Origin of the sequence: Amycolatopsis sp. WGS_07 (assembly GCF_045278895.1) — a bacterium.
Taxonomy (GTDB): Bacteria; Actinomycetota; Actinomycetes; order Mycobacteriales; family Pseudonocardiaceae; genus Amycolatopsis.
This window is the reverse complement of the sequence record NZ_CP136053.1, coordinates 8,188,880-8,208,802: the sequence shown is the minus strand read 5'-3', so window position 1 is coordinate 8,208,802 and position 19,923 is coordinate 8,188,880. Positions and strand designations below refer to the sequence as shown.

18 protein-coding genes and 1 pseudogene are annotated in these 19,923 nt (G+C 70.2%); 11 read left to right on the top strand and 8 right to left on the bottom strand.

What is annotated here, in order from left to right; translation table 11 throughout:
* Positions 1-492: 492 nt before the first annotated feature.
* Positions 493-1,296 carry a crotonase/enoyl-CoA hydratase family protein gene (locus RPX00_RS38515; RefSeq protein ID WP_406632927.1) on the bottom strand — a complete coding sequence of 268 codons (804 nt, stop codon included), beginning with the start codon at positions 1,294-1,296 and terminating at the stop codon, positions 493-495.
* A 53-nt stretch (positions 1,297-1,349) separates the two neighbouring features.
* On the opposite strand from RPX00_RS38515, the gene RPX00_RS38510 reads away from it, so the two are divergent.
* Positions 1,350-1,904, top strand: coding sequence for an HD family hydrolase (locus RPX00_RS38510; protein WP_406632925.1), 555 nt, complete (start codon positions 1,350-1,352; stop codon positions 1,902-1,904).
* 85 nt (positions 1,905-1,989) lie between these two features.
* Complete coding sequence (locus RPX00_RS38505) at positions 1,990-2,424, top strand: L,D-transpeptidase (protein WP_406632923.1); 435 nt, start codon at positions 1,990-1,992, stop codon at positions 2,422-2,424.
* Here RPX00_RS38505 and RPX00_RS38500 read toward each other — a convergent pair whose 3' ends face one another.
* Positions 2,425-3,582, bottom strand: a complete 1,158-nt coding sequence (locus RPX00_RS38500; RefSeq protein WP_406632921.1) for an NAD(P)/FAD-dependent oxidoreductase — start codon at positions 3,580-3,582, stop codon at positions 2,425-2,427.
* Positions 3,579-3,896: a bifunctional 3-phenylpropionate/cinnamic acid dioxygenase ferredoxin subunit gene (locus RPX00_RS38495; RefSeq protein ID WP_182894775.1), complete on the bottom strand. Its 318-nt coding sequence runs from the start codon at positions 3,894-3,896 to the stop codon at positions 3,579-3,581. Before RPX00_RS38495 ends, RPX00_RS38500 begins: the two co-directional genes overlap by 4 nt.
* A 278-nt stretch (positions 3,897-4,174) precedes the next feature.
* Here RPX00_RS38495 and RPX00_RS38490 point away from each other — a divergent pair, with 278 nt between their 5' ends.
* Positions 4,175-5,296, top strand: coding sequence for an aromatic ring-hydroxylating dioxygenase subunit alpha (locus RPX00_RS38490; RefSeq protein WP_406632919.1), 1,122 nt, complete (start codon positions 4,175-4,177; stop codon positions 5,294-5,296).
* On the opposite strand, the pseudogene RPX00_RS38485 reads toward RPX00_RS38490, so the two are convergent.
* A pseudogene (locus RPX00_RS38485) lies at positions 5,293-5,954 on the bottom strand (GntR family transcriptional regulator). The gene RPX00_RS38490 and the pseudogene RPX00_RS38485 sit on opposite strands and share 4 nt — an antisense overlap.
* Before the next feature lie 71 nt (positions 5,955-6,025).
* On the opposite strand from RPX00_RS38485, the gene RPX00_RS38480 reads away from it, so the two are divergent.
* From RPX00_RS38480 to RPX00_RS38445, 8 genes are all read left to right on the top strand, one after another.
* On the top strand, positions 6,026-7,270 hold the full coding sequence (locus RPX00_RS38480; protein ID WP_406632917.1) for a sarcosine oxidase subunit beta family protein: 1,245 nt from the start codon (positions 6,026-6,028) through the stop codon (positions 7,268-7,270).
* Between the two features lie 9 nt (positions 7,271-7,279).
* Positions 7,280-7,558, top strand: a complete 279-nt coding sequence (locus tag RPX00_RS38475; protein ID WP_406632916.1) for a sarcosine oxidase subunit delta — start codon at positions 7,280-7,282, stop codon at positions 7,556-7,558.
* Positions 7,555-10,314: an FAD-dependent oxidoreductase gene (locus RPX00_RS38470; protein ID WP_406632914.1), complete on the top strand. Its 2,760-nt coding sequence runs from the start codon at positions 7,555-7,557 to the stop codon at positions 10,312-10,314. Before RPX00_RS38475 ends, RPX00_RS38470 begins: the two co-directional genes overlap by 4 nt.
* Positions 10,304-10,855, top strand: a complete 552-nt coding sequence (locus tag RPX00_RS38465) for a sarcosine oxidase subunit gamma (RefSeq protein ID WP_406632913.1) — start codon at positions 10,304-10,306, stop codon at positions 10,853-10,855. Before RPX00_RS38470 ends, RPX00_RS38465 begins: the two co-directional genes overlap by 11 nt.
* Positions 10,852-11,697, top strand: a complete 846-nt coding sequence (purU, locus tag RPX00_RS38460) for a formyltetrahydrofolate deformylase (protein ID WP_406632911.1) — start codon at positions 10,852-10,854, stop codon at positions 11,695-11,697. Before RPX00_RS38465 ends, purU begins: the two co-directional genes overlap by 4 nt.
* 19 nt (positions 11,698-11,716) lie before the next feature.
* Positions 11,717-14,140 (top strand): FAD-dependent oxidoreductase, encoded by a 2,424-nt coding sequence (locus RPX00_RS38455; RefSeq protein ID WP_406632909.1) that lies wholly within the window; start codon positions 11,717-11,719, stop codon positions 14,138-14,140.
* A gap of 12 nt (positions 14,141-14,152) precedes the next feature.
* Entirely contained in the window at positions 14,153-14,623 is a 471-nt protein-coding gene (locus RPX00_RS38450; RefSeq protein ID WP_406632907.1) for a hypothetical protein, read from the top strand.
* An 84-nt stretch (positions 14,624-14,707) separates the two neighbouring features.
* Positions 14,708-15,496 (top strand): aldo/keto reductase, encoded by a 789-nt coding sequence (locus tag RPX00_RS38445; RefSeq protein ID WP_406632906.1) that lies wholly within the window; start codon positions 14,708-14,710, stop codon positions 15,494-15,496.
* Positions 15,497-15,706: 210 nt separating this feature from the next.
* Here RPX00_RS38445 and RPX00_RS38440 read toward each other — a convergent pair whose 3' ends face one another.
* From RPX00_RS38440 to RPX00_RS38425, 4 genes are all read right to left on the bottom strand, one after another.
* Complete coding sequence (locus tag RPX00_RS38440; RefSeq protein ID WP_406632905.1) at positions 15,707-16,393, bottom strand: hypothetical protein; 687 nt, start codon at positions 16,391-16,393, stop codon at positions 15,707-15,709.
* A gap of 89 nt (positions 16,394-16,482) precedes the next feature.
* Complete coding sequence (locus RPX00_RS38435) at positions 16,483-17,394, bottom strand: 3-methyladenine DNA glycosylase (protein ID WP_406632903.1); 912 nt, start codon at positions 17,392-17,394, stop codon at positions 16,483-16,485.
* Complete coding sequence (locus tag RPX00_RS38430) at positions 17,391-18,434, bottom strand: hemolysin family protein (protein WP_406632902.1); 1,044 nt, start codon at positions 18,432-18,434, stop codon at positions 17,391-17,393. Before RPX00_RS38430 ends, RPX00_RS38435 begins: the two co-directional genes overlap by 4 nt.
* Entirely contained in the window at positions 18,431-19,756 is a 1,326-nt protein-coding gene (locus tag RPX00_RS38425) for a hemolysin family protein (protein WP_406632900.1), read from the bottom strand. Before RPX00_RS38425 ends, RPX00_RS38430 begins: the two co-directional genes overlap by 4 nt.
* Between the last annotated feature and the right edge of the window lie 167 nt (positions 19,757-19,923).

Below are 19,923 nucleotides of genomic sequence, written 5' to 3'. Positions count from 1 at the left end.
CGGTTCTGGTCTTGTGCTCGGCGGGGGACAGCGAGCACGGAGGCGCGGCGGGCTCCGGAGGCGGCATGCGCCGATGGCCCGGCCTCGTCAGGCCGGGCGGTCGGCGTCCGCAGGCGGGAAGCCTGCCGGCGACGGGTCGGGGGCGGGGTTGTGTTGTGGCGGCCGCGAACGGCCCTCGCGAGCGCGCGCTGGCGCTGGCCCTGTATCTGTATCGATGCCGAGGGGCCGTGCGCTACCTGCGATCAGCGCATTTTCCGTTCGCTCGGCCGGAGCAGTGCCGAATGCGCGCCCCGCGGTGACCGGTTGCCGCAGGTAATGATGTCCGGCGCGCAATAAGCTGAAACGAATTCGCGTGCGGATTCACCTGATCGGCCTAATTCGAAAAACGGGGTCGGCTGAGCGGAAAACGCCGCCCTGGTCCGGTCGGCGGTGATGTCCGGTCTCCCGAGGTGACGCCGAAATGCCTTGCGGGGCAACGGTGAGCAAAGGCGACTAATTCTCGAACGACCCGTGTCGTCCCGCGCCCTCGGCGAATCGGGTGGCTCCGGCAAGAGTATCCGCGTTCAATGACTGAATCCCGTGCCGGAATTCGTTTTCCCATGCGGATTCCTCGCTGAGCGACTCGCCTTCCAGCAATGCCGCCCGGTCCTCACGCAAACACGTTTGCGGAAAAGCGGCCAGTTCCCTGGCGAGCGCGATCGCGGCGGGCAGGGCCTCCCCGGCGGGGACGACGCGATTGGCCAATCCGATCCGGTGCGCCTCCGCCGCGTCGACCGGACGTCCGGTCAGCACGAGGTCGAGCGCGTGGCTCCGGCCGATCAGCCGGGGCAGCCGGACGGTGCCGCCGTCGATCAGCGGGACTCCCCAGCGGCGGCAGAACACGCCGAACACCGCCGTCTCGTCGGCGATCCGCAGATCGGCCCAGATCGCCAGTTCCAGCCCGCCCGCGACGGCGTGCCCGGACACCGCCGCGAGCACCGGCTTGCGCAGCCGCAGCCGGGTCGGGCCCATCGGGCCGTCGCCGTCCGGTTCGGTCCGGTTGCCGCGGTCCTCGCTCACCGCCTTGAGGTCCGCCCCGGCGCAGAAGGTCCCGCCGACGCCGTGCAGCACCGCGACCGAAGCGTCCGAGGCGTCGAACTCCCGGAAGGCGTCCGCGAGCGCCTCGGCGGTGGCGCGGTCGACGGCGTTGCGCCGTTCCGGCCGGTTGATGCCGATGGTGGTGACCGGACCGTCGCGCTCGACCAGCACAGTGCTCACTCGGGCCTCCCGGGGAAGAAGCAGGTGTCCCGGCAGCATGCCATGCCCCGTAGGCTCCGGCGGGGAGATCGGCACGGGAAGGGGATTGCGGAATGGACGCCGAGGGCCTGGCCGCGTTCGGGTTCGAGCTGGGAGTGCTCAAGCGGGTGCGCCGCGCGGGCTGGTGGCAGGCCGGGGTCCGCGATCCGGAATCGGTCGCCGAGCACAGCCTCCGGGCCGCGCACCTGGCCGCGCTGCTCGCCGCCGAGGAGGGCGCGGTTCCCGAGCGCGCGGCGTATCTCGCGCTGTGGCACGACACCCAGGAGACCCGCACCGGCGACCTGCCGCACACCGCCGCGCCGTACCTCGCGAAGCCGGAGCCGAGGGCGATCACGGCTGACCAGACCGCGGGACTCCCGCGGGCGGCGGCGGAAACCGTGCGGGCGGCGGTGGACGAGTACGAAACGCGCGAATCGCTCGAAGCCCGGTGCGCGAAGGACGCCGACAAACTCGAAATGTTGTTCCAGGCGCTCGAATACCGGGCGACCGGAGTGTCCACAGTGGACGAATGGCTGGCTTCGGCGCAGGCCGGGCTCTTCACCGGAACCGCGCGGCGGGTCGCGGAGGCCGCGCTGGCGACCTCGCCGCTGGCCTGGCGGTCTCGTTAGAGATCACCCACATGGGCGCATTTCTGGTTTAAAACTGTCCTCTCTGGGAAAGATCCAAAGTACGACCGTCTCGGGGAGGCACAGGATGAACCGGAAAATCACGGCAGTGCTGGCCAGCATCGCGGCGATGGCGGCGACGATCGGTTTCGCGGCGAACGCGGAGGCGGCGGGACCCCCGTGCGGCACCAAGGCGAAAGCCTGCTTGAAACTGTCCGCGAACACCGCGTGGCTGATGAACCACGGCAAGGTCACCCGCGGCGGCGTGCGCGTGACTGTCGGCAAGCCCGCGTACCCGACCCCGGTGGGCACGTTCCGCGTGCAGTACAAGGACATCGACCACTACAGCAAGCAGTTCAACGGCCCGATGCCGTACTCGGTCTTCTTCACGAACACCGGAGTGGCGTTCCATCAGGGCAGTCTGAAGGTGCAGTCGCACGGCTGCGTCCACCTGTCGCACGCCGACGCGGTGGCGTTCTTCAACACGCTGCAGCCGGGCGACGTGGTCCAGGTCGTGCGGTAATCACCCGACGGGGACCGGCCGCCGCAGTGCTTGCCGGCGCAGGCGGCCGAACCCGCGCGGGTTGTTGAGCCCGAACACGGCGACGGTCTGTCCGTCGCGGTGATAGGTGGCGAGGAAGGACTCGTCGTCCGGGCCGCCGTCGGCGTAGCGCACTTCGTCGCCGGGGGCCGGGTGCCCGGCGAGCTGGAGAGTTCCCGCGTACTGATCGGACCAGACGTAGCCGCTCGGCTCGTACTCCCGGACCACCTGTCCGGCCAGCAGGTTGGCGACCGCGACCGAAGCCTGTTCGGTGGCGTTGGTCCAGTGCTCGTGACGGATGCCTGCCGGCCCGTACGCCGCGACGTCGCCCGCGGCGACCACATTCGGCAGCGACGTGACCAGCCCGGCGCAGGTCCGGACGCCGTTGCCGATCGCCAGGCCGGAGCCCTCGAGCCACTCGACCGCCGGGACCATGCCGATCCCGGCGACAACCACGTCGGCGGGCAGAATCTCGCCAGTCTCCAGCTGCACTCCAGTGACGCGGCCGTCGACCGTGGAAAGCCCGGCGACCGAAGCGCCGCAGCGAAGAGTGACGCCGTTCCGGCCGTGCAGCCGGGCACAGATCGAGCCGAGTTCCGGACCCAGCACGCGCGCCATCGGGGTCGGCAACGCCTCCAAAACGGTGACTTCCAACCCCAGGCCGTGGCACGTCGAAGCCACCTCGGCCCCGATGAACCCACCGCCGACGATCACCACGCGCGCGCCGGGGACCAGCTCCTCGCGGAGGGCGAGCGCGTCGGCCAAGGTGCGCAGAACATGAACTCCGGCAACGGTTTCCGTCCCGGGCAAGGCGCGGGCGCGGCCGCCGGTCGCGAGGATGACGCCGTCCGCTTCCAGCTCTCCGTCGGACAGGGTCAGGCGGCCGGTCGACGGGTCGAGACGTTCCGCGCGGGTGCCGAGCCGGACGTCCAGCGAGGCGAGATCGTCGGCGTCGAGCAGGTCCAGCGACTCGCGCGACGCGGTGCCGGCCAGGAAGGTCTTCGACAGCGGCGGCCGGTCGTAGGGGAGATGCGGCTCCTCGCCGACGAGCACCACCCGGCCGTCGAAGCCCTGCGCGCGCAGCTCCTGCGCGGCGCGGGCGCCGGCGAGCGAAGCGCCGACGATCGCGACCGTTTTCACGCAGCGTCCTCGGCGGCGTCGGCGAGCACGTAGATCACGCCCTCGTCGACCTGCACCTGGTACGTGCGCACCGGCTGCTTGGCGGGCAGGCACGACGGCATCCCGGTCCGCAGGTCGAAGAGCGCCGCATGCAGCGGGCACTCCACGAAGCAGCCTTCGAGCCAGCCGTCGGCCAGCGACGCGTCTTGGTGGGTGCAGGTGTCCCCGATCGCGTACAGCTCGCCGTCGGCGTTGAAGACGGCGATGGGCTCGGGCCCCGCGATCCGGACGGACTCGCCCGGGGGCAGTTCGTCCACAGTGCACGCGCGCAGCATTGATTCCTCCCAAACGGGGACTGTTGCGTATTGAGGAACACCCGACGTGATACGCAACAGAGTCTGAGTGCGCCGGAGGGGCGCCGTCAAGGGGTTCCGGGGTCGAGTTTTGCGGAGCGTCGTTCCGGGTGAAAGCCGTGGTCGAAGGCGCTTCCGGGCGACAGATTCGCCGCCCGGACGGGTGTTGACAGCACCCCGGCCGAGCCTCATCGTGTTCCGGAGAGGGCAACAAGACGCGTAATACGCAACATCGACCGTGTTCGAGAGGAGCCCTGCCGGTGACCGCCATCGACCTCCCGCAGAGCCTGCTGCCGACTCTGCCCGGGCCGCACTACACCGACCCGGCGGTCTTCGCCCGGGAGCAGGAGCGGATCTTCGAAGCGGGCTGGTTCTGCGCGGTGCGCAGTGCCGACCTGTCGTCGCCCGGTTCGTTCGAGACCGTGCAGATCGGCCGCGAAAGCGTGCTGATCGCCCGCGGTCGCGACGGAGCCCTGCGCGCGTTCCTGAACGTCTGCCGCCACCGCGGCGCGCGGCTGTGCACCGACGAGAAGGGTTCGGTGAAGCGCGCGTTCCAGTGCATGTACCACGCCTGGACCTACGGCCTCGACGGAAAGCTAGTGGCCGCACCGAATCTCACCGGAATGCCGGACGTCGACCGCGTCGAGTACGGCTTGACCCGGCTGCAACTGCGCGAATGGCTCGGCTACGCCTGGGTTTGCCTCGCCGAGGACGCACCGTCCTTTGCGGACACGGTGCAGGCCGACGTGAGCGCGCGGCTCGGCGGTCCGGGCGAGATCGAGGCGTACGGCATCGAGAATCTGGCGCTGGGCCGGCGGATCGAGTACGACGTGCGCGCGAACTGGAAGCAGATCATCGAGAACTTCATGGAGTGCTACCACTGCGCGACCATCCATCCGGAACTCACCGAGGTGCTCCCGGAGTTCGCGGACGGGTACGCCGCGCAGTACTACGTCGGCCACGGCGCGGAATTCGGCTCGGACGTCACGGGGTTCACTGTGGACGGAGGCGACGGGCTGCAGCGGCTGCCGGGCGTCGGCGAGCACCAGGACCGGCGGTACTACGCGATCACGATCCGGCCGCAGGTGTTCGTGAACCTGGTGCCGGACCACGTGATCGTGCACCGGATGTTCCCGCTCGCCCCGGACCGCACCCTCGTCCGCTGCGACTGGCTGTACCTGCCGGAGGTCGTGGAATCGGGTGCGGACCTCGACCGCTCCGTCGAACTGTTCCACCGGGTCAACCAGCAGGATTTCGAGGCGTGCGAACGATGTCAGCTTGCGATGGGCTCCCGCGCGTACGCCCGCGGCGGCGTGCTGGTGCCGAGCGAACACCACATCGGCGAGTTCCACGACTGGGTGCGCTCGAAGGTCGGCGACTAGATCAGCGCGCGGATCGCCTTCTCGAAGCCGGTCACGTGGTCGAGCGTCAGCGCCGACGCCTTCTTCGCGTCCCCTTCGACGATCGCCGTCAGCAGCGGCGAATGCTCGTGCACGTGCCCGGCCATGCCGCGCAGCCGGGGAGGAACACGCACCAGATGCGGGTGGCGAGGTTGTCGTAATGGATCAGCGTGTCCTCGAAGAACGGATTGTGCACGCAGTCGTAGATCGCGCGGTGGAGTTCGAGGTCGATGCGGAGGAGTTCGGTGTTTTCCTTCGACGGCACCGAATCCAGCTGGTCGCGCAGTTCGGCCAGCCGGGCTCGGTCCTCGTCGGTCGCCCGGGTGGCGGCGGACGCGGCGGCGGTGGGTTCGAGGGTGCGCCGGACCTCGGAGATGTGCGCGAGGTCGGAGATGTTGACGTCGGTGGCGAACGTGCCGCGCCGCGGGTACGCCACCACCAGGCGTTCGGTCTCCAGGCGTTTCAGCGCTTCGCGGATCGGCGTGCGGCCCATGCCGAGCGCGGTGCCCGCCCATTCCTCGTTGATCGGGTCGCCCGGCTTGATGTCGAGCATGACGAGACGGTCGCGCAGGAACTCGTAGGCGCGTTCGGCCAGCGACGGGGCGGCGGCCGGGATGACGTGGTTGACCGGGGTGCTCACCCGCCTTACTCTACAGCGAAGATTGATATATCAGTAGTCGACCAGTTGCCCGACGCGGGAGGCCAGCCGGAATGACCACGACGGACCAGCCGCGTCCCCCGGGCGCGGACCTGCCGGAACACCCGGATTTCCTGTGGCGCGACCCGGAGCCGCGGCGCGCGTACGACGTCGTGGTGGTGGGCGGCGGGGGACACGGCCTCGCGACCGCTTACTACCTCGCGAAGGTGCACGGCATCACGAACGTCGCGGTGCTGGAGAAGGGCTGGCTCGCCGGCGGGAACATGGCCCGCAACACGACGATCATCCGCTCCAACTACCTGTGGGACGAAAGCTCCGGCATCTACGAGCATTCGCTGAAGCTGTGGGAGGGCCTCGAAGAGGACCTCGGCTACCCGATCCTGTTCAGCCAGCGCGGCGTGCTGAACCTCGCGCACAGCCTGCAGGACGTTCGCGACAGCGTGCGCCGGGTGAATGCCAACCGGCTCAACGGGATCGACGCGGAATGGGTCGACGCGGACGGGGTCAAGGAACTCTGCCCGATCGTGAACACCTCGCCGGACGTGCGCTACCCGGTGCTCGGCGCGACCTACCAGCCGCGCGCCGGGATCGCGAAACACGACTACGTGGCTTGGGGTTTCGCCCGCGCGGCGGCCGCGATGGGCGTCGATCTGATCCAGAACTGCGAGGTCACCGGCATCGAGACGCGGGACGGCAAGGTCGTCGGCCTCGACACGAGCCGGGGCCGGATCGCCGCCGGGAAGGTCGCGCTGTGCGCCGCCGGGCACAGTTCGGTGCTGGCGAAGATGGCCGGGATCGACCTGCCGCTGGTGTCGCATCCGCTGCAGGCGCTCGTGTCGGAACTGCTCGAACCGGTGCACCCGACGGTGGTGATGTCGAACGCCGTGCACGTCTACGTTTCCCAGGCGCACAAGGGAGAACTCGTGATGGGCGCGGGCATCGACGCCTACGCCGGTTACGGCCAGCGCGGCGCCTTCCACATCATCGAGGACCAGATGGCCGCCGCGCTGGAGCTGTTCCCGGTCTTCGCGCGGGCGCATCTGCTGCGGACCTGGGCGGGCATCGTCGACGTGACCCCGGACGCGTCGCCGATCATCGGGCTGACCCCGGTGGAGAACCTCTACCTCAACTGCGGCTGGGGGACCGGTGGGTTCAAGGCCACGCCGGGCGTCGGCGACTGCTTCGCGCACACCGTCGCGAAGGGCAAGCCGCATCCGTACGCCGAACCGTTCACCCTCGACCGGTTCACCACCGGCGCGCTCGTCGACGAGCACGGCGCCGCCGCCGTCGCGCATTAGGAGCCCACTGTGCAGCTGATCCCGTGCCCCTGGTGCGGTCCCCGCGAGGAGACCGAATTCCACTACGGCGGCCAAGCCCACGTCGCGTACCCGCAGGACCCGGCGGCGCTGTCCGACGAGGAGTGGGCGAAGTACGTCTTCTTCCGCGCCAACCCGAGCGGCCCGCTCGCGGAACGCTGGACGCACCGTGCCGGCTGCCGCCGCTGGTTCAACGCCGTCCGCGACACCCGCACCCACGAACTCGCGGCGGTCTACCGCCTCGACGAACCCCGGCCGGTGATCCCATGACCTTCCGCCTCCCCAGCGGCGGCCACCTCGACCGCGACACCCTGCTCCAGTTCACCTTCGACGGCCGCGTCCTCACCGGGCACCCCGGCGACACGCTCGCGTCCGCACTGCTGGCCAACGGCGTGCACCAGGTGGCCAGCAGCGTCAAGCTCGGCCGCCCGCGCGGCATCATGGCGGCGGGCGTCGAAGAGCCGAACGCGGTGGTGCAGCTGGAAAAGCCGTTCCCCGAACCCATGCAGACGGCCACGACGGTCGAGCTTTTCGACGGCCTGGTCGCGCGCAGCCTGTCCGGGCAAGGCCGGCTGGCGACCGAACCGGACCCGGCGCGGTACGACGCGAAACACCTGCACTGTGACGTGCTGGTAGTCGGCGCGGGACCGGCCGGTCTGGTCGCCGCTCGCACGGCCGCGCAGACGGGAGCCCGGGTCGTGCTGGTGGACGACCAGCCGGAACCCGGCGGTTCGCTGCTCGGCTCGAACGAGTACGTGGACCTCAAGCCCGCCGTCGAATGGGCCCGCGCGATCGCCGACGAACTCCGCGCGACCCCGGACGTGGAGGTGCTCGACCGGACCACCGCGTTCGGCGCTTACGACGACGGTTTCGTCCTCGCCGTGCAAAACCGGACGTCCGGCGCGGCCCGGCAGCGCGTGTGGCGGATCCGCGCGGCGCAGACCGTGTTCGCGACCGGCGCGCACGAGCGTCCGATCGTGTTCCCGGACAACGACCGCCCCGGCATCCTCCTCGCCAGCGCCGCACGGACCTACCTGCACCGGTACGGCGTCGTGCCCGGCCGCCGCGCAGTGGTCTTCACCATGGACGATTCCGCCTACGCCACCGCGATCGACCTCGCCGACGCCGGGGTCGAGGTCCCGCTGGTGGTCGACGTCCGCCCAGCGGCGCCGGAAAACTGGGCTGCGGCCTGTGCGGAACGGGGGATCGAAGTCCGCCCCGGCACCGCGGTGACCGGGACCGAAGGCACCGAACGCGTCACCGGCGTCCGCGTTGCCGGAGAACTGATCCCGTGCGACACGCTCCTGGTCTCGGGCGGCTGGACCCCCGCAGTCCACCTCTTCAGCCAGCTGCGCGGTGCCTTGCGCTACGAACCCGCTCTCGGCGCGTACGTCCCGGACGGCGACCTCCCGACCGCACGGGTGGCAGGCAGCGCGAACGGCACCCTCGACTTCGCCGGTTGCGTGCGAGAAGGCCGCGCCGCTGTGACGAAAGCACCAGGAGAAATCCCAGTCTCCGACGCCCGACCGCGCGAGCTGGCCCCGGCGGTCGAATGGCAGATCCCCGGCCCAGAGTCCGATGTGGACACTCGTTTCGTGGACCTGCAGCGCGACGCCACCGTGTCCGACGTCCTCCGCGCGACCGGCGCGGGCCTCCGTTCGCTGGAGCACGTGAAGCGCTACACCACCATCGGCACCGCGCACGACCAGGGCAAAACCTCCGGCATGCTCGCCGCCGGGATCACCGCCGAAGCCCTCGGCGTCGACCTCGCCGACCGCCGCCCGACCACCTACCGCCCGCCGTACACGCCGGTCGCCTTCGCCGCGCTGGCCGGCCGGAACCGCGGCGAACTGCACGACCCGATCCGCGTCACCGCCCTGCATTCCTGGCACGTCGAGCACGGCGCGGAGTTCGAGAACGTCGGCCAGTGGAAGCGCCCGTGGTACTACCCGCAGCCCGGTGAGGATCTCCACGCCGCGGTCCGGCGCGAATGCCTCGCCGCGCGCACCGACGTGGCCATGATGGACGGTTCCACCCTCGGCAAGATCGACGTCCACGGCCCGGACGCCGCCGAATTCCTGGACCTGCTCTACACGAACCTGATGAGCACGCTCAAGGTCGGCCGGATCCGCTACGGCCTGATGTGCGGCGTCGACGGCATGGTCATCGACGACGGCACCGTCATCCGCGTCGCCGAGGACCGCTTCCTCGTCACCACGACCACCGGCAATGCCGCGATGGTGCTGGACTGGATGGAGGAGTGGCTGCAAACCGAGTGGCCGCACCTGCGCGTGTTCGCCACGTCAGTCACCGAACACTGGGCCACCGTCGCGCTCGTCGGCCCGCGCTCGCGCGAGGTGCTGGCCGGGCTCGCACCGGAGCTGGACGTCAGCAACGACGCCTTCGGCTTCATGGCCTGGCGCGACGCCGAGGTGGCCGGGATCGCCGCGCGGGTGTGCCGGATCAGCTTCTCCGGCGAGCTGGCGTACGAGATCAACGTGCCGTCCTGGTACGGCCTCGCGCTCTGGAAAGCGTTGGCGGATCAGGGAATCACGCCGTACGGCACCGAAACCATGCACGTCCTGCGCGCGGAGAAGGGCTACCCGATCATCGGCCAGGACACCGACGGCACCGTCACCCCGCAAGACCTCGGCATGAGCTGGGCGGTGTCCAAGAAGAAGCGTGACTTCCTTGGCAAACGGTCGTTCTCGCGGGCGGAAAACCTGCGACCGGACCGCAAACAGTTCGTCGGCCTGCTGCCGGACGATCCGACGATGCTGCTGCCGGAGGGCGCGCAGATCATCGAGACCCCGCACGTGCCGCGCCCGCCGGTGCGGATGCTCGGCCACGTCACCTCCAGCTACCCGAGCGCGGCGCTGGATCGCACCTTCGCGCTCGCGCTCGTCCGCTCCGGCCGGGAGCGGATCGGGGAGACGCTGTACGTCCCGGTCGGCGACGAGGTGGTGCCGGTGACGGTGACCGAATCCGTGCTCTACGACAAGGAGGGGACCCGCCGTGACGGCTGAAACCCTGTCGCCGCTCGCGGAGCACGCGGGCCTGCTCGCCAGCTGTGCACCAGCCGTGCGCGCTGAAGAACGCCCGTTCGTCTCGCAGCTCAACGTCCGCATCCGCGCAGGCCACGAGGCAGCGGCGAAAGTGCTCGGCACCGCGCTGCCCGAGCCGTGCCAGTTCACCAGCGGCATCGGCGACATCCTGTGGCTCGGCCCCGACGAGTACCTGGTGTTCGGCGCGCCCGAAGGCACCGAAGCCACACTGCGAGACGCGATCACCGTCGGCGCGGTCACCGACGTTTCCGCGCAGCGCACCACGGTGCGGCTGGCCGGACCGGCGGCCCGCGACGTCCTGGCCCACGGCTGCGCGATCGACCTCCACCCGAAAGCCGCCCCGCCGGGCACCTGCGTCCAGACGCTGCTGGCCCGCACCGGAATCGTCCTGCTGGTGCGGGAAGCGGGGGAGTTCACCGTCCTCGTGCGCCAGTCGTTCGCCCCCTACTTCGCCGCCTGGCTCGCCGACGCGGCGCTCGAATACCGAGAGGAGGAGTCTTGACCCAGTTCACCCTCACCCTGCACTGCCCTGAGCGCTCCGGGATCGTGCACGCCGTGACGACGTTCCTCGTCGGCAACGGCTGCGACATCGTCGAGCACCAGCAGTTCGACGACGACGTGCACGGGGAACTCTTCCTGCGCACCGAATTCACCTGCGCCGGACCGGCCACCGCGGACGATCTCACCCGCGAGTTCGGCCCGGTCGCCGGGGACTACGCCATGCGGTACCGGTTCTCCGACCGCACCCCGGACCGGCTGCTGGTCATGGTGTCGAAGGCCGGGCACTGCCTCAACGACCTCCTCTTCCGCTGGCGCGCGGGCGCACTCGGCGCGGAAATCGCCCTTGTCGCGTCCAATCACGAGGACCTCCGTCCGATGGCCGAGGCCGCCGGATTGCCGTTCGAGCACATCCCGGTGACGCCGGAGACCAAACCGGAAGCCGAACAGCGGCTGCTCGACCTGGTGCGGGAGCACGACATCGACCTCGTCGTGCTGGCTCGTTACATGCAGGTGCTGTCCGACGAGCTGTGCCAGAAACTGCAGGGCCGCGCGATCAACATCCACCACTCGTTCCTGCCCGGCTTCAAGGGCGCGAAACCGTACGCGCAGGCCTACGACCGGGGCGTGAAGTACGTCGGCGCGACCGCGCACTACGTGACCCCCGAACTCGACGAGGGCCCGATCATCGAGCAAGAGGTGCAGCGGGTCGACCATTCGCACTCGCCGCGCGCGCTCGCGACCGTCGGCCGCGACGCCGAAGCGCTGGCGCTGTCCCGCGCGGTGCGTTGGCACTGCGAGCGGCGCGTCCTGCTCAACGGCACCCGGACCGTCGTCTTCCGCTGACCTATCCCCAGGAGTTCTCATGACCCGTGTCGTGATCATCGGCGCCGGAATCGTGGGCGCGAACCTCGCCGACGAGCTGACCCTGCGCGGCTGGACCGACGTCACCGTGCTCGACCAGGGCCCGCTGCCGCTGACCGGCGGCTCCACGTCGCACGCGCCGGGCCTGGTGTTCCAGACCAACCCGTCGAAGGCGATGACCGAGTTCGCCGGCTACACCGTCCGCAAACTGCTCGACCTCGGCTGTTTCCACCAGGTCGGCGGCATGGAGGTGGCCACCACCGCGGCCCGCTGGGCAGACCTGAAACGCAAGCACGGCTGGGCCACGTCGTGGGGCGTCGAGGCGCGGCTGATCGACCCGGACGAATGCGTCCGACGCTGGCCGATGCTCGACCAGGACCAGATCTTCGGCGCGCTGTACGTCCCGACCGACGGCCTCGCCGTCGCCTCGCGCGCGGTGTCGGAACTGATCAACCGGGCTTCCTCGCGCGGCGCGCGGTTCGTCGCCTCGACCCGGGTGACCGGCATCGAGCAGGCGCACGGCCACGTCACCGGCGTCGAGACGGCCGACGGGGTGGTCCCGGCCGACATCGTGGTGTCCTGCGCCGGATTCTGGGGCCGGGAGATCGGCGAGATGGTCGGCATGACCGTGCCGCTGCTGCCGCTGGCACACCAGTACGCGAAGACCGGCCAGCTCGCCGAACTGGCCGGCGCGGATCCGGTGAATCCGGCGTTGCCGATCCTGCGTCACCAGGACCAGGACCTCTACTTCCGCCAGCACGGCGACCGGCTCGGCATCGGCTCGTACGCGCACCGCCCGATGCCGGTGGACAAGTTCGCCGAACCCGGCGAGGTGACCGCGTCCGCGATGCCGTCGATGCTGCCGTTCACCGAGGAGGATTTCGCGCCGTCGTGGGAGGAAAGCAAGCTCCTGCTGCCCGCGCTGGGCCAGACCAAGGCGGAGGAGGGCTTCAACGGCATCTTCTCCTTCACCCCGGACGGCGGCTCGCTCGTGGGCGAATCGAGCGACGTCCGCGGATTCTGGATCGCCGAGGCCATCTGGGTCACGCATTCCGCGGGAATCGCGAAGGCGGTCGCGGAATCTATTGTGGACGGTCGCGCCGAGACCGACCTGCACGAGCTGGACGTGCACCGCTTCGAGGACGTCCAGCTGGCCCCCGAGTACGTCCGCGAGACCGCGCAGCAGAACTTCGTCGAGATCTACGACGTCCTGCACCCGCTGCAGCCCCGGCTTTCGCCGCGCGACCTGCGAGTGAGCCCGTTCCACGTTCGCCAGCGCGAACTGGGCGCGGTGTTCCTGGAAGCGGGCGGCTGGGAACGCCCGCACTGGTTCGAGGCCAACGCGCCTTTGCTCAAAGACCTGCCGCACGATTTCCTCCCGCCCGCGCGCGACGCCTGGGCTGGCCAGTTCCACTCGCCGATCGTGGCGGCCGAGGCCTGGCACACCCGAAACCGCGTCGCGCTGTACGACATGACGCCGCTCAAGCGCGTCGAGGTCAGCGGCCCGGGTTCGCTGGAGTTCCTGCAGGGCCTCACGACGAACCAACTGGCGAAGTCGGTCGGCTCCGTCACGTACACACTGATGCTCGACGACGCCGGGGGAGTGCGCAGCGACATCACCGTCGCGAGGCTGGGACCGGAGCTGTTCCAGGTCGGCATCAACGGCAACATCGACGTCGCGTACCTGCGCAGCCGCGCCCCGGAAGGTGTGCGGATCGAGGACACCACCGGCGGCACCTGCTGCCTCGGCGTGTGGGGTCCGCTCGCGCGCGACCTGGTGCAACCGCTGTCGGCGGAAGACCTTTCGCACACCGGGCTCAAGTACTTCCGCGGCCGCCGGGCCCGGATCGCCGGAGTGCCGGTGACCGTCCTGCGACTGTCCTATGTGGGCGAACTCGGCTGGGAGATCTACACCTCCGCGGACAACGGCCAGCGCCTGTGGGACGCGCTGTGGCGCGCTGGGCAGCCGTTGGGCGTCATCGCGGCCGGGCGGGGCGCGTTCAACAGCCTCCGGCTGGAGAAGGGCTACCGGCTGTGGGGCACCGACATGACCACCGAACACGACCCGTACGAGGCCGGTGTCGGGTTCGCGGTGCGCCCGGCGAAGGGCGAGTTCGTCGGCCGGGCAGCCATCGACGGACGCAGCGAAGAGACCGCCGCGCGACGGCTGCGCTGCCTCACCGTGAACGACGGCCGGACAGTCGTGCTGGGCAAGGAACCGGTGTTCGTGGACGGCATCGCAGCGGGTTACGTCACGAGCGCGGCGTACGGCTACACGATCGGCCGCCCCATCGCGTACGCCTGGCTGCCGGGATCAACGGAGATCGGCACGACGGTGGAGATCGAGTACTTCGGACGGCGAGTCGCCGCGACGGTAGCCGCGGAACCGCTGGTCGACCCCGGGATGGAGCGCATCCGGCGCTGAGAGGAGACCACCATGCGGGACCAGATCGTGAGCGACTTCCTGAACACCCTCGCCCGGCCCGCGATCCCGGCTCCGGCCGGGGCCACCGTCGCGGCCCTCGCCCTGGCGCAAGCCGCCGCGCTGCTGAGCCGGGCCGCCGGCGGCGACGCCGAAGCGGACCACCTGACGCGCCATGCGTTGCGGCTGGCCGAGATCGACGCGCACGCCGTCACCCACGACGTCCCCGACCGCGTACAGCCCGCCGCGGACGTGGTCGCCGCGGCGGCGGAGGTGGTCCGATTGGCGGAACGCCTGCTGTCCACTGTGGACCCCGCCGCGCTGCCGGACGTGTGCGCGGCGGCGGAAATGGCCGGTTCCTCGGCGCGGACGGCGTCCGTCGCGGTCGAAGCGCGAAACGGTTTCGCGGCAGGCGCTGACGCCGTGGCCGAACGGGCCGGACGGGTGACGGAGGCGGTCCGTTCGGGCGTGCACAGCGGGGTGTGACAGCGGCGGCCGCCGGGGAATGGCAAGATCTGCGGTGTTCTTCACCGACACCCGTTCCCCGGACACCGCAGTGAGGATCGCCGCATGGCTGTGCCGCCCCTGCTCACGCTGAACAACTCGGTCACCATCCCGCAGCTCGGACTCGGCATGTACCAGGTCCGGCCCGACCAGGTCGCGAAGGTCGTCGCGACGGCGTTCGAAGCCGGATACCGCAGCATCGACACGGCCGCGATGTACGGCAACGAGGCCGAAGTCGGCACCGCGGTGCGGGAGTCCGGGCTGCCGCGCGAGGACGTCTTCGTGACCACGAAGGTCTGGAACACCGACCACGGCTACGACAACACCCTGCGCGCGTTCGACCGCAGCGCCGAAGCCCTCGGCCTGGGCCCGGTGGATTTGTACCTGATCCATTGGCCGAAACCGGAACTGGACCGCTACGTCGAAACCTGGCGCGCCCTCGAACTGCTGCTGAACGAGGGCCGCGTCCGGGCGATCGGCGTCTCGAACTTCGGCATCGACCACCTGCGCCGCCTCCTCGACGAGACGGATGTCGTCCCGGTGGTCAACCAGGTCGAACTGCACCCGTGGCAGCAGCAGGCCCCGCTGCGCGAGTTCCACGCCGAGCACGGCATCGCGACCGAGGCATGGAGCCCGCTGGCGCGCGGCCGGAACCTGAACGACCAGGTGATCACCGCACTGGCCGCGAAATACGGCAAGACGCCCGCCCAGCTCGTCCTGCGGTGGCACCTGCAGCAGGGCATCATCGCGATCCCGAAGTCGGCGACCCCGTCGCGCATCCGCGAGAACGCCGACGTCTTCGACTTCGAACTCGCCGAAGACGACCTGCTGGCGTTGGCCGAACTCGACTCGTGAGTGCTGCGCCCCCGCGCGGCCACGATGCCTGGGCCGGGGTCGTGAGTGCCTATCCCGGTTAGAACCGTGATCGCCACTCACGAGCCCGTCGACCTCCGGCGCGGGACCGATGCGCGGTCACCCGGCAGGCCCCTCCGGCACCCGCAGCGGCCGTCAAGCTCGTGAGTGCGGACGCCGGTTCTCACCGGGATCGCCGCTCACGAGCCCCGATCAAGCCGCCCGAATACCAGCCGCCGCGAAGTCCGCCAGCTGGGCCGGTTCCTTCAGAAACGCCCGGAAGCTCTGCGTCCCGCGCTGCTGCACCTCGTCGATCGACGCGCCGGACAGCCCGACGAACGGGTAGTCCGCGGGCGGGCCGGAGCCGATCGGCATCGCGGGCGAGCCGATGACGTCCGGTTTGGCCTTCGACAGCTGCGAGACCCAGTACGACGATTCCGGGATCCAGCCGTCCGGCAGGCCGCCGATGGCGTCGAGCGAGGACTTGCCGGTGAGCGCGTTCAGCACGTCGGAGGCGGGCTTGCTCTGCACCGCCACCTGCACGCAGCTGCCGTGCACCTGGGTCAGGTCGCGGTTCCAGCGCGCCGCCGCGGCCTCGACCGGCTTGGCGATCTGCGGGGTCACCACGATCCGGATGTCGGTGCGGCCGCCGTTGCAACTCGCGGCCTGTGCCTCGGCGCGGTTGTTGAGCACGCTGTCGGCCCAGTTCCAGCCGACCACGCCGAGCGTCGCCAGCACGACGAGTCCGAGGGCCACGAGCGGCCACTTCGCGATCCGCCTGCGCGGCGCCTTCTTCGCGACGATCCGGTGCGATCCGGTCGTCTCGCTGCGGCCGGGGGACCGCTTCGGCGGATCGAGGGGGTGCGGCACCGGCTCCTCGGGCAGGCTGTGACGCCCCATCGTTGTCCTTTCGTGATATGCACAACACGCTCTGTTATGCACCCAAACCGTTATCACTCTATCAGGCCAGCGACCTGCGGTGAAGGCTGTTACGCAGAGTTGTCGGCCCGGGAGCCGGCCGGCTCCGGAACGGCGAGCAGGTCACGGCAGAGGCCGATCAAGCGCGCCCGCAGCGGCGCGGCCCGCTCGGCGAATCCGGCCTGAGCACGCGCGTAGGAGGCCCGCCCCTCGGCGGTCTCGATCGGCACTGGCCGGTAGCCGTAGTCCGCCAGATCGTACGGGCTGGCCCGCATGTCCAGTTCACGGACGTCCGCCGCGAGCGCGAAACAGTCGCCGACCAGTTCGGCGGGCACGAACGGATCGAGCTTGTAGGCCCATTTGAACAAATCCATGTTGGCGTGCAGACAGCCCGGCTGCTCCAGCTCCACCTGGGATTCCCGGGTCGGCGCGAGCGTGTTGCGCGGCCGCGCGGGATCGGTGAAGAACCGGAAGGCGTCGTAGTGCCCGCACCGGATGTCCATCGATTCCACGACCGCGTCGGTCCCGGCCGACCCGAGCCGCAGCGGGACCTGTGCGTGCCGCACCGAGTCCGCGGGCTCGCGGTAGACCATGGCCCATTCGTGGAGCCCGAAGCAGCTCAGCCGCGGCGACCGGGACGCGGTCGCGGTCAGCAGCTTCAGCACGAACTCCGCGGTGCGCGCCCGGCGACCGGTGAAGGCCGCCGGGTCGAGCATCACACCAGCTTCGGTCTCGACGTAGGCCGGACGGTCGAGAAACCGCCGCGCGGACGCGCCCGCGAGCGCGACACCCGGACCCGGCTGCCAGCGTTCGAGATGCCCCGGCCGGTGCGAGTAATAGGTGAACAGGAAGTCCAGCACCGGATGCTTCTCGCCCCGCGCCCGGCGTTCCTGGTGCGGCCCGGTCCACGCGCGCATCCGCTCGACGTGCGCGGCTTCGCGGGCCTGCCAGTCCGCCTCGGCGAGCACGGTCAGCGCGCTCATGCCGCCACGTGGGTGCCGTCGCGGACGGTCCCCACGTATTCCTCGACGAGGTCCTCCAGAGCCACCACGCCGACGGCCGCGCCGGAAGCGTCGAGCGCCCGCGCGAGGTGGCTGCCTTCCTTGCGCATGGCCGAAAGCGCGACGTCCAGCCGGGCGTCCGAGCGCAGTTCGGTGAGCGGCCGCGTCTTGTCGTCCGGCACCACCGTGGCCGGGTCCTGGCCGACGAGGTCGAGGACGTCCTTCACGTGGATGTAGCCGGTGAGCGAACCGTCGTCGGTGCACACCGGGAACCGCGAGAACCCGGTGGTGGACACCGCGCGCTCGACGTCGCCGAGCGTCGGCCCGCACGGGAGCGTGGTGAGTTCCGAGGTGGGCACCAGCACGTCGGCGACCGTCTTCGCGACCGACGACAGCGTCTGCGAAAGCCGCCGGTGCTCGGACTGGTCGAGCAGCCCCTCCTGGCGCGATTCGCTCAGCAGCTCGGCCAGCTCGTCGGAGCTGTAGGCGGTCTCCAGCTCGTCCTTCGGCTCCACCTTCATCAGGCGCAGCAAGGAATTCGCGACGAAGTTGAGGAACGCGATGACCGGGTTGGCCAGCTTCACCCACGCCACGTGCACCGGAACGAGCCACAGCGCCAGCCGCTCCGGTTCGGCGATCGCGAGGTTCTTCGGCACCATCTCGCCGATCAGCACGTGCAGCATCGTGATGAACGCCAGCGCGATCGCGAACGAGATCGGGTGCAGCAGCTGGTCGGGCAGGCCGAGCAGGTCGAAGAACCCGGACAGCCGGTGCGCGACCGCGGGCTCGCCGAGCCGGCCGAGCAGCAGCGAGCAGATGGTGATCCCGAGCTGCGCCCCGGCGAGCATCTGCGACACGTGCCTGCTCGCGTTGATGACGATCTGCGCGCGGGTCTTCCCCTGTTCCAGCAACGCTTCCAGCCGGTCGCGGCGCGAGGAGATCAGGGTGAATTCCGCGCCGACGAAGAACGCGTTGGCCAGCAGCAGGACCACGACGAGGGCGATGTTCAGCCAGTCGCTCACGCGGTCACCTCGCGTTCGGCCGGGCGCACCTGGACCTCGGCGACGCGGTGCCGGTCCATGCTGGTGACCGCGAGCCGCCAGCCGTCGACCTCGACGGCGTCGCCCTCGGCCGGGATGGCGCCGAGCCGTTCGAGGATCAGGCCGGCGATGGTTTCGTAGTCGCCCTCGGGCATCCGGAAGCCGGTGATGTCGCGGACCTCGTCCGCGCGCAGCTGCCCGGACACGAGCCAGCGGTCCGCGCCGAGCTGCTGCGCGGCCGGGGCCTCGCGGTCGTCGTGCTCGTCGCGGACGTCGCCGATGATCTCCTCGACCACGTCCTCCAGCGTGACCAGCCCGGCGGTGCCGCCGTACTCGTCGACCACGATCGCGAGCTGGTAGCGCGAATCGCGCAGCCGGTTCAGCAGATCGTCGCCGGGCAGCGATTCCGGCACCGTGGGCACCGGCCGCATCGCCGAGCGGATCCGGGTCGTCGCCCGCTCCGCGGCGGGGACGGCGAACGCCTGCTTGACGTGCACCGCGCCCTGGACGTCGTCGAGATCCTCGGTGTAGACCGGGAACCGCGAGAACCCGGTGCGCCGGGAGATGTCGATGAGGTCGTCGATCGTGTCGTCCACGGTGAGCGATTCGACCTGCACGCGCGGGGTCATCAGCTCGTCCGCGGTGCGGTCGCCGAACCGCAGCGACCGGTCCAGCAGCTCCGCGGTCGACGTGTCGAGCTTCCCGCTTTCCGCGCTGGAGCGGACGATCGAGCCCAGCTCCTGCGGCGAGCGCGCGGACCGAAGCTCCTCCTGCGGCTCGATGCCGAACTTGCGCACGAGGAAGTTGGCGCTGTTGTTCATCAGCGTGATGAGCCAGCGGAACAGCGCGGAGAACCGGGCGTGGTAGCCGGAAACCGCGCGCGCGGTCGGCAGCGGCCGCGCGATCGCGATGTTCTTCGGCACCATCTCGCCGAGGATCATCGACAGGAAGGTGGCCAGCACCAGCGCGACCGCCACCGCGACCCCGGACGCCGCCGAGGGGGAAAGGCCGGTCCCGTCGAGCAGCGGGCGGACCAGGTCGCCGATGAGCGGTTCGGCGAGGAAACCGGTGATCAGCGTGGTGAGCGTGATCGCGACCTGCGCGCCGGAGAGCTGGAAGCTCAGCGTGCGGTGCGCCTTCTGGACGGTGCGCGAACGCTTGTCACCGACCTGGCGGACATCCGCGTCGACGGTGCTGCGCTCGAGTGCGGTCAGCGAGAACTCGGCGGCCACGGCGAGGCCGGTGCCGATCGTGAGAAGAAGGAAGAGCAGCACGCCGAGCACGGAAAGCAGGACGTGGATCACGGCGCACCGTCCGGGACGGCGAAACGGACGGCGGACGGGAAGCCGGGTCGTCGGAGACCCGGCCCGGTACTGTCACCGGGCGATGGCGCAGCGCGCACGGATGGAAGTCACTCCTTGAGCAAAGCTGGTTTGTAGTGCGACGATGCCGCCAATCGTACCGGGTCGGG

What these genes read in the sequence shown, in the direction of transcription:
- RPX00_RS38480 (WP_406632917.1), top strand. Translation starts at nt 6,026, where the DNA reads ATGACCACGACGGACCAGCCGCGTCCCCCGGGCGCGGACCTGCCGGAA.
- RPX00_RS38455 (WP_406632909.1), top strand. Translation starts at nt 11,717, where the DNA reads ATGACCCGTGTCGTGATCATCGGCGCCGGAATCGTGGGCGCGAACCTC.
- RPX00_RS38510 (WP_406632925.1), top strand. Translation starts at nt 1,350, where the DNA reads ATGGACGCCGAGGGCCTGGCCGCGTTCGGGTTCGAGCTGGGAGTGCTC.
- RPX00_RS38470 (WP_406632914.1), top strand. Translation starts at nt 7,555, where the DNA reads ATGACCTTCCGCCTCCCCAGCGGCGGCCACCTCGACCGCGACACCCTG.
- RPX00_RS38435 (WP_406632903.1), bottom strand. Translation starts at nt 17,394, where the DNA reads ATGAGCGCGCTGACCGTGCTCGCCGAGGCGGACTGGCAGGCCCGCGAA.
- RPX00_RS38440 (WP_406632905.1), bottom strand. Translation starts at nt 16,393, where the DNA reads ATGGGGCGTCACAGCCTGCCCGAGGAGCCGGTGCCGCACCCCCTCGAT.
- RPX00_RS38450 (WP_406632907.1), top strand. Translation starts at nt 14,153, where the DNA reads ATGCGGGACCAGATCGTGAGCGACTTCCTGAACACCCTCGCCCGGCCC.
- RPX00_RS38495 (WP_182894775.1), bottom strand. Translation starts at nt 3,896, where the DNA reads ATGCTGCGCGCGTGCACTGTGGACGAACTGCCCCCGGGCGAGTCCGTC.
- RPX00_RS38505 (WP_406632923.1), top strand. Translation starts at nt 1,990, where the DNA reads ATGAACCGGAAAATCACGGCAGTGCTGGCCAGCATCGCGGCGATGGCG.
- RPX00_RS38445 (WP_406632906.1), top strand. Translation starts at nt 14,708, where the DNA reads ATGGCTGTGCCGCCCCTGCTCACGCTGAACAACTCGGTCACCATCCCG.
- RPX00_RS38515 (WP_406632927.1), bottom strand. Translation starts at nt 1,296, where the DNA reads ATGCTGCCGGGACACCTGCTTCTTCCCCGGGAGGCCCGAGTGAGCACT.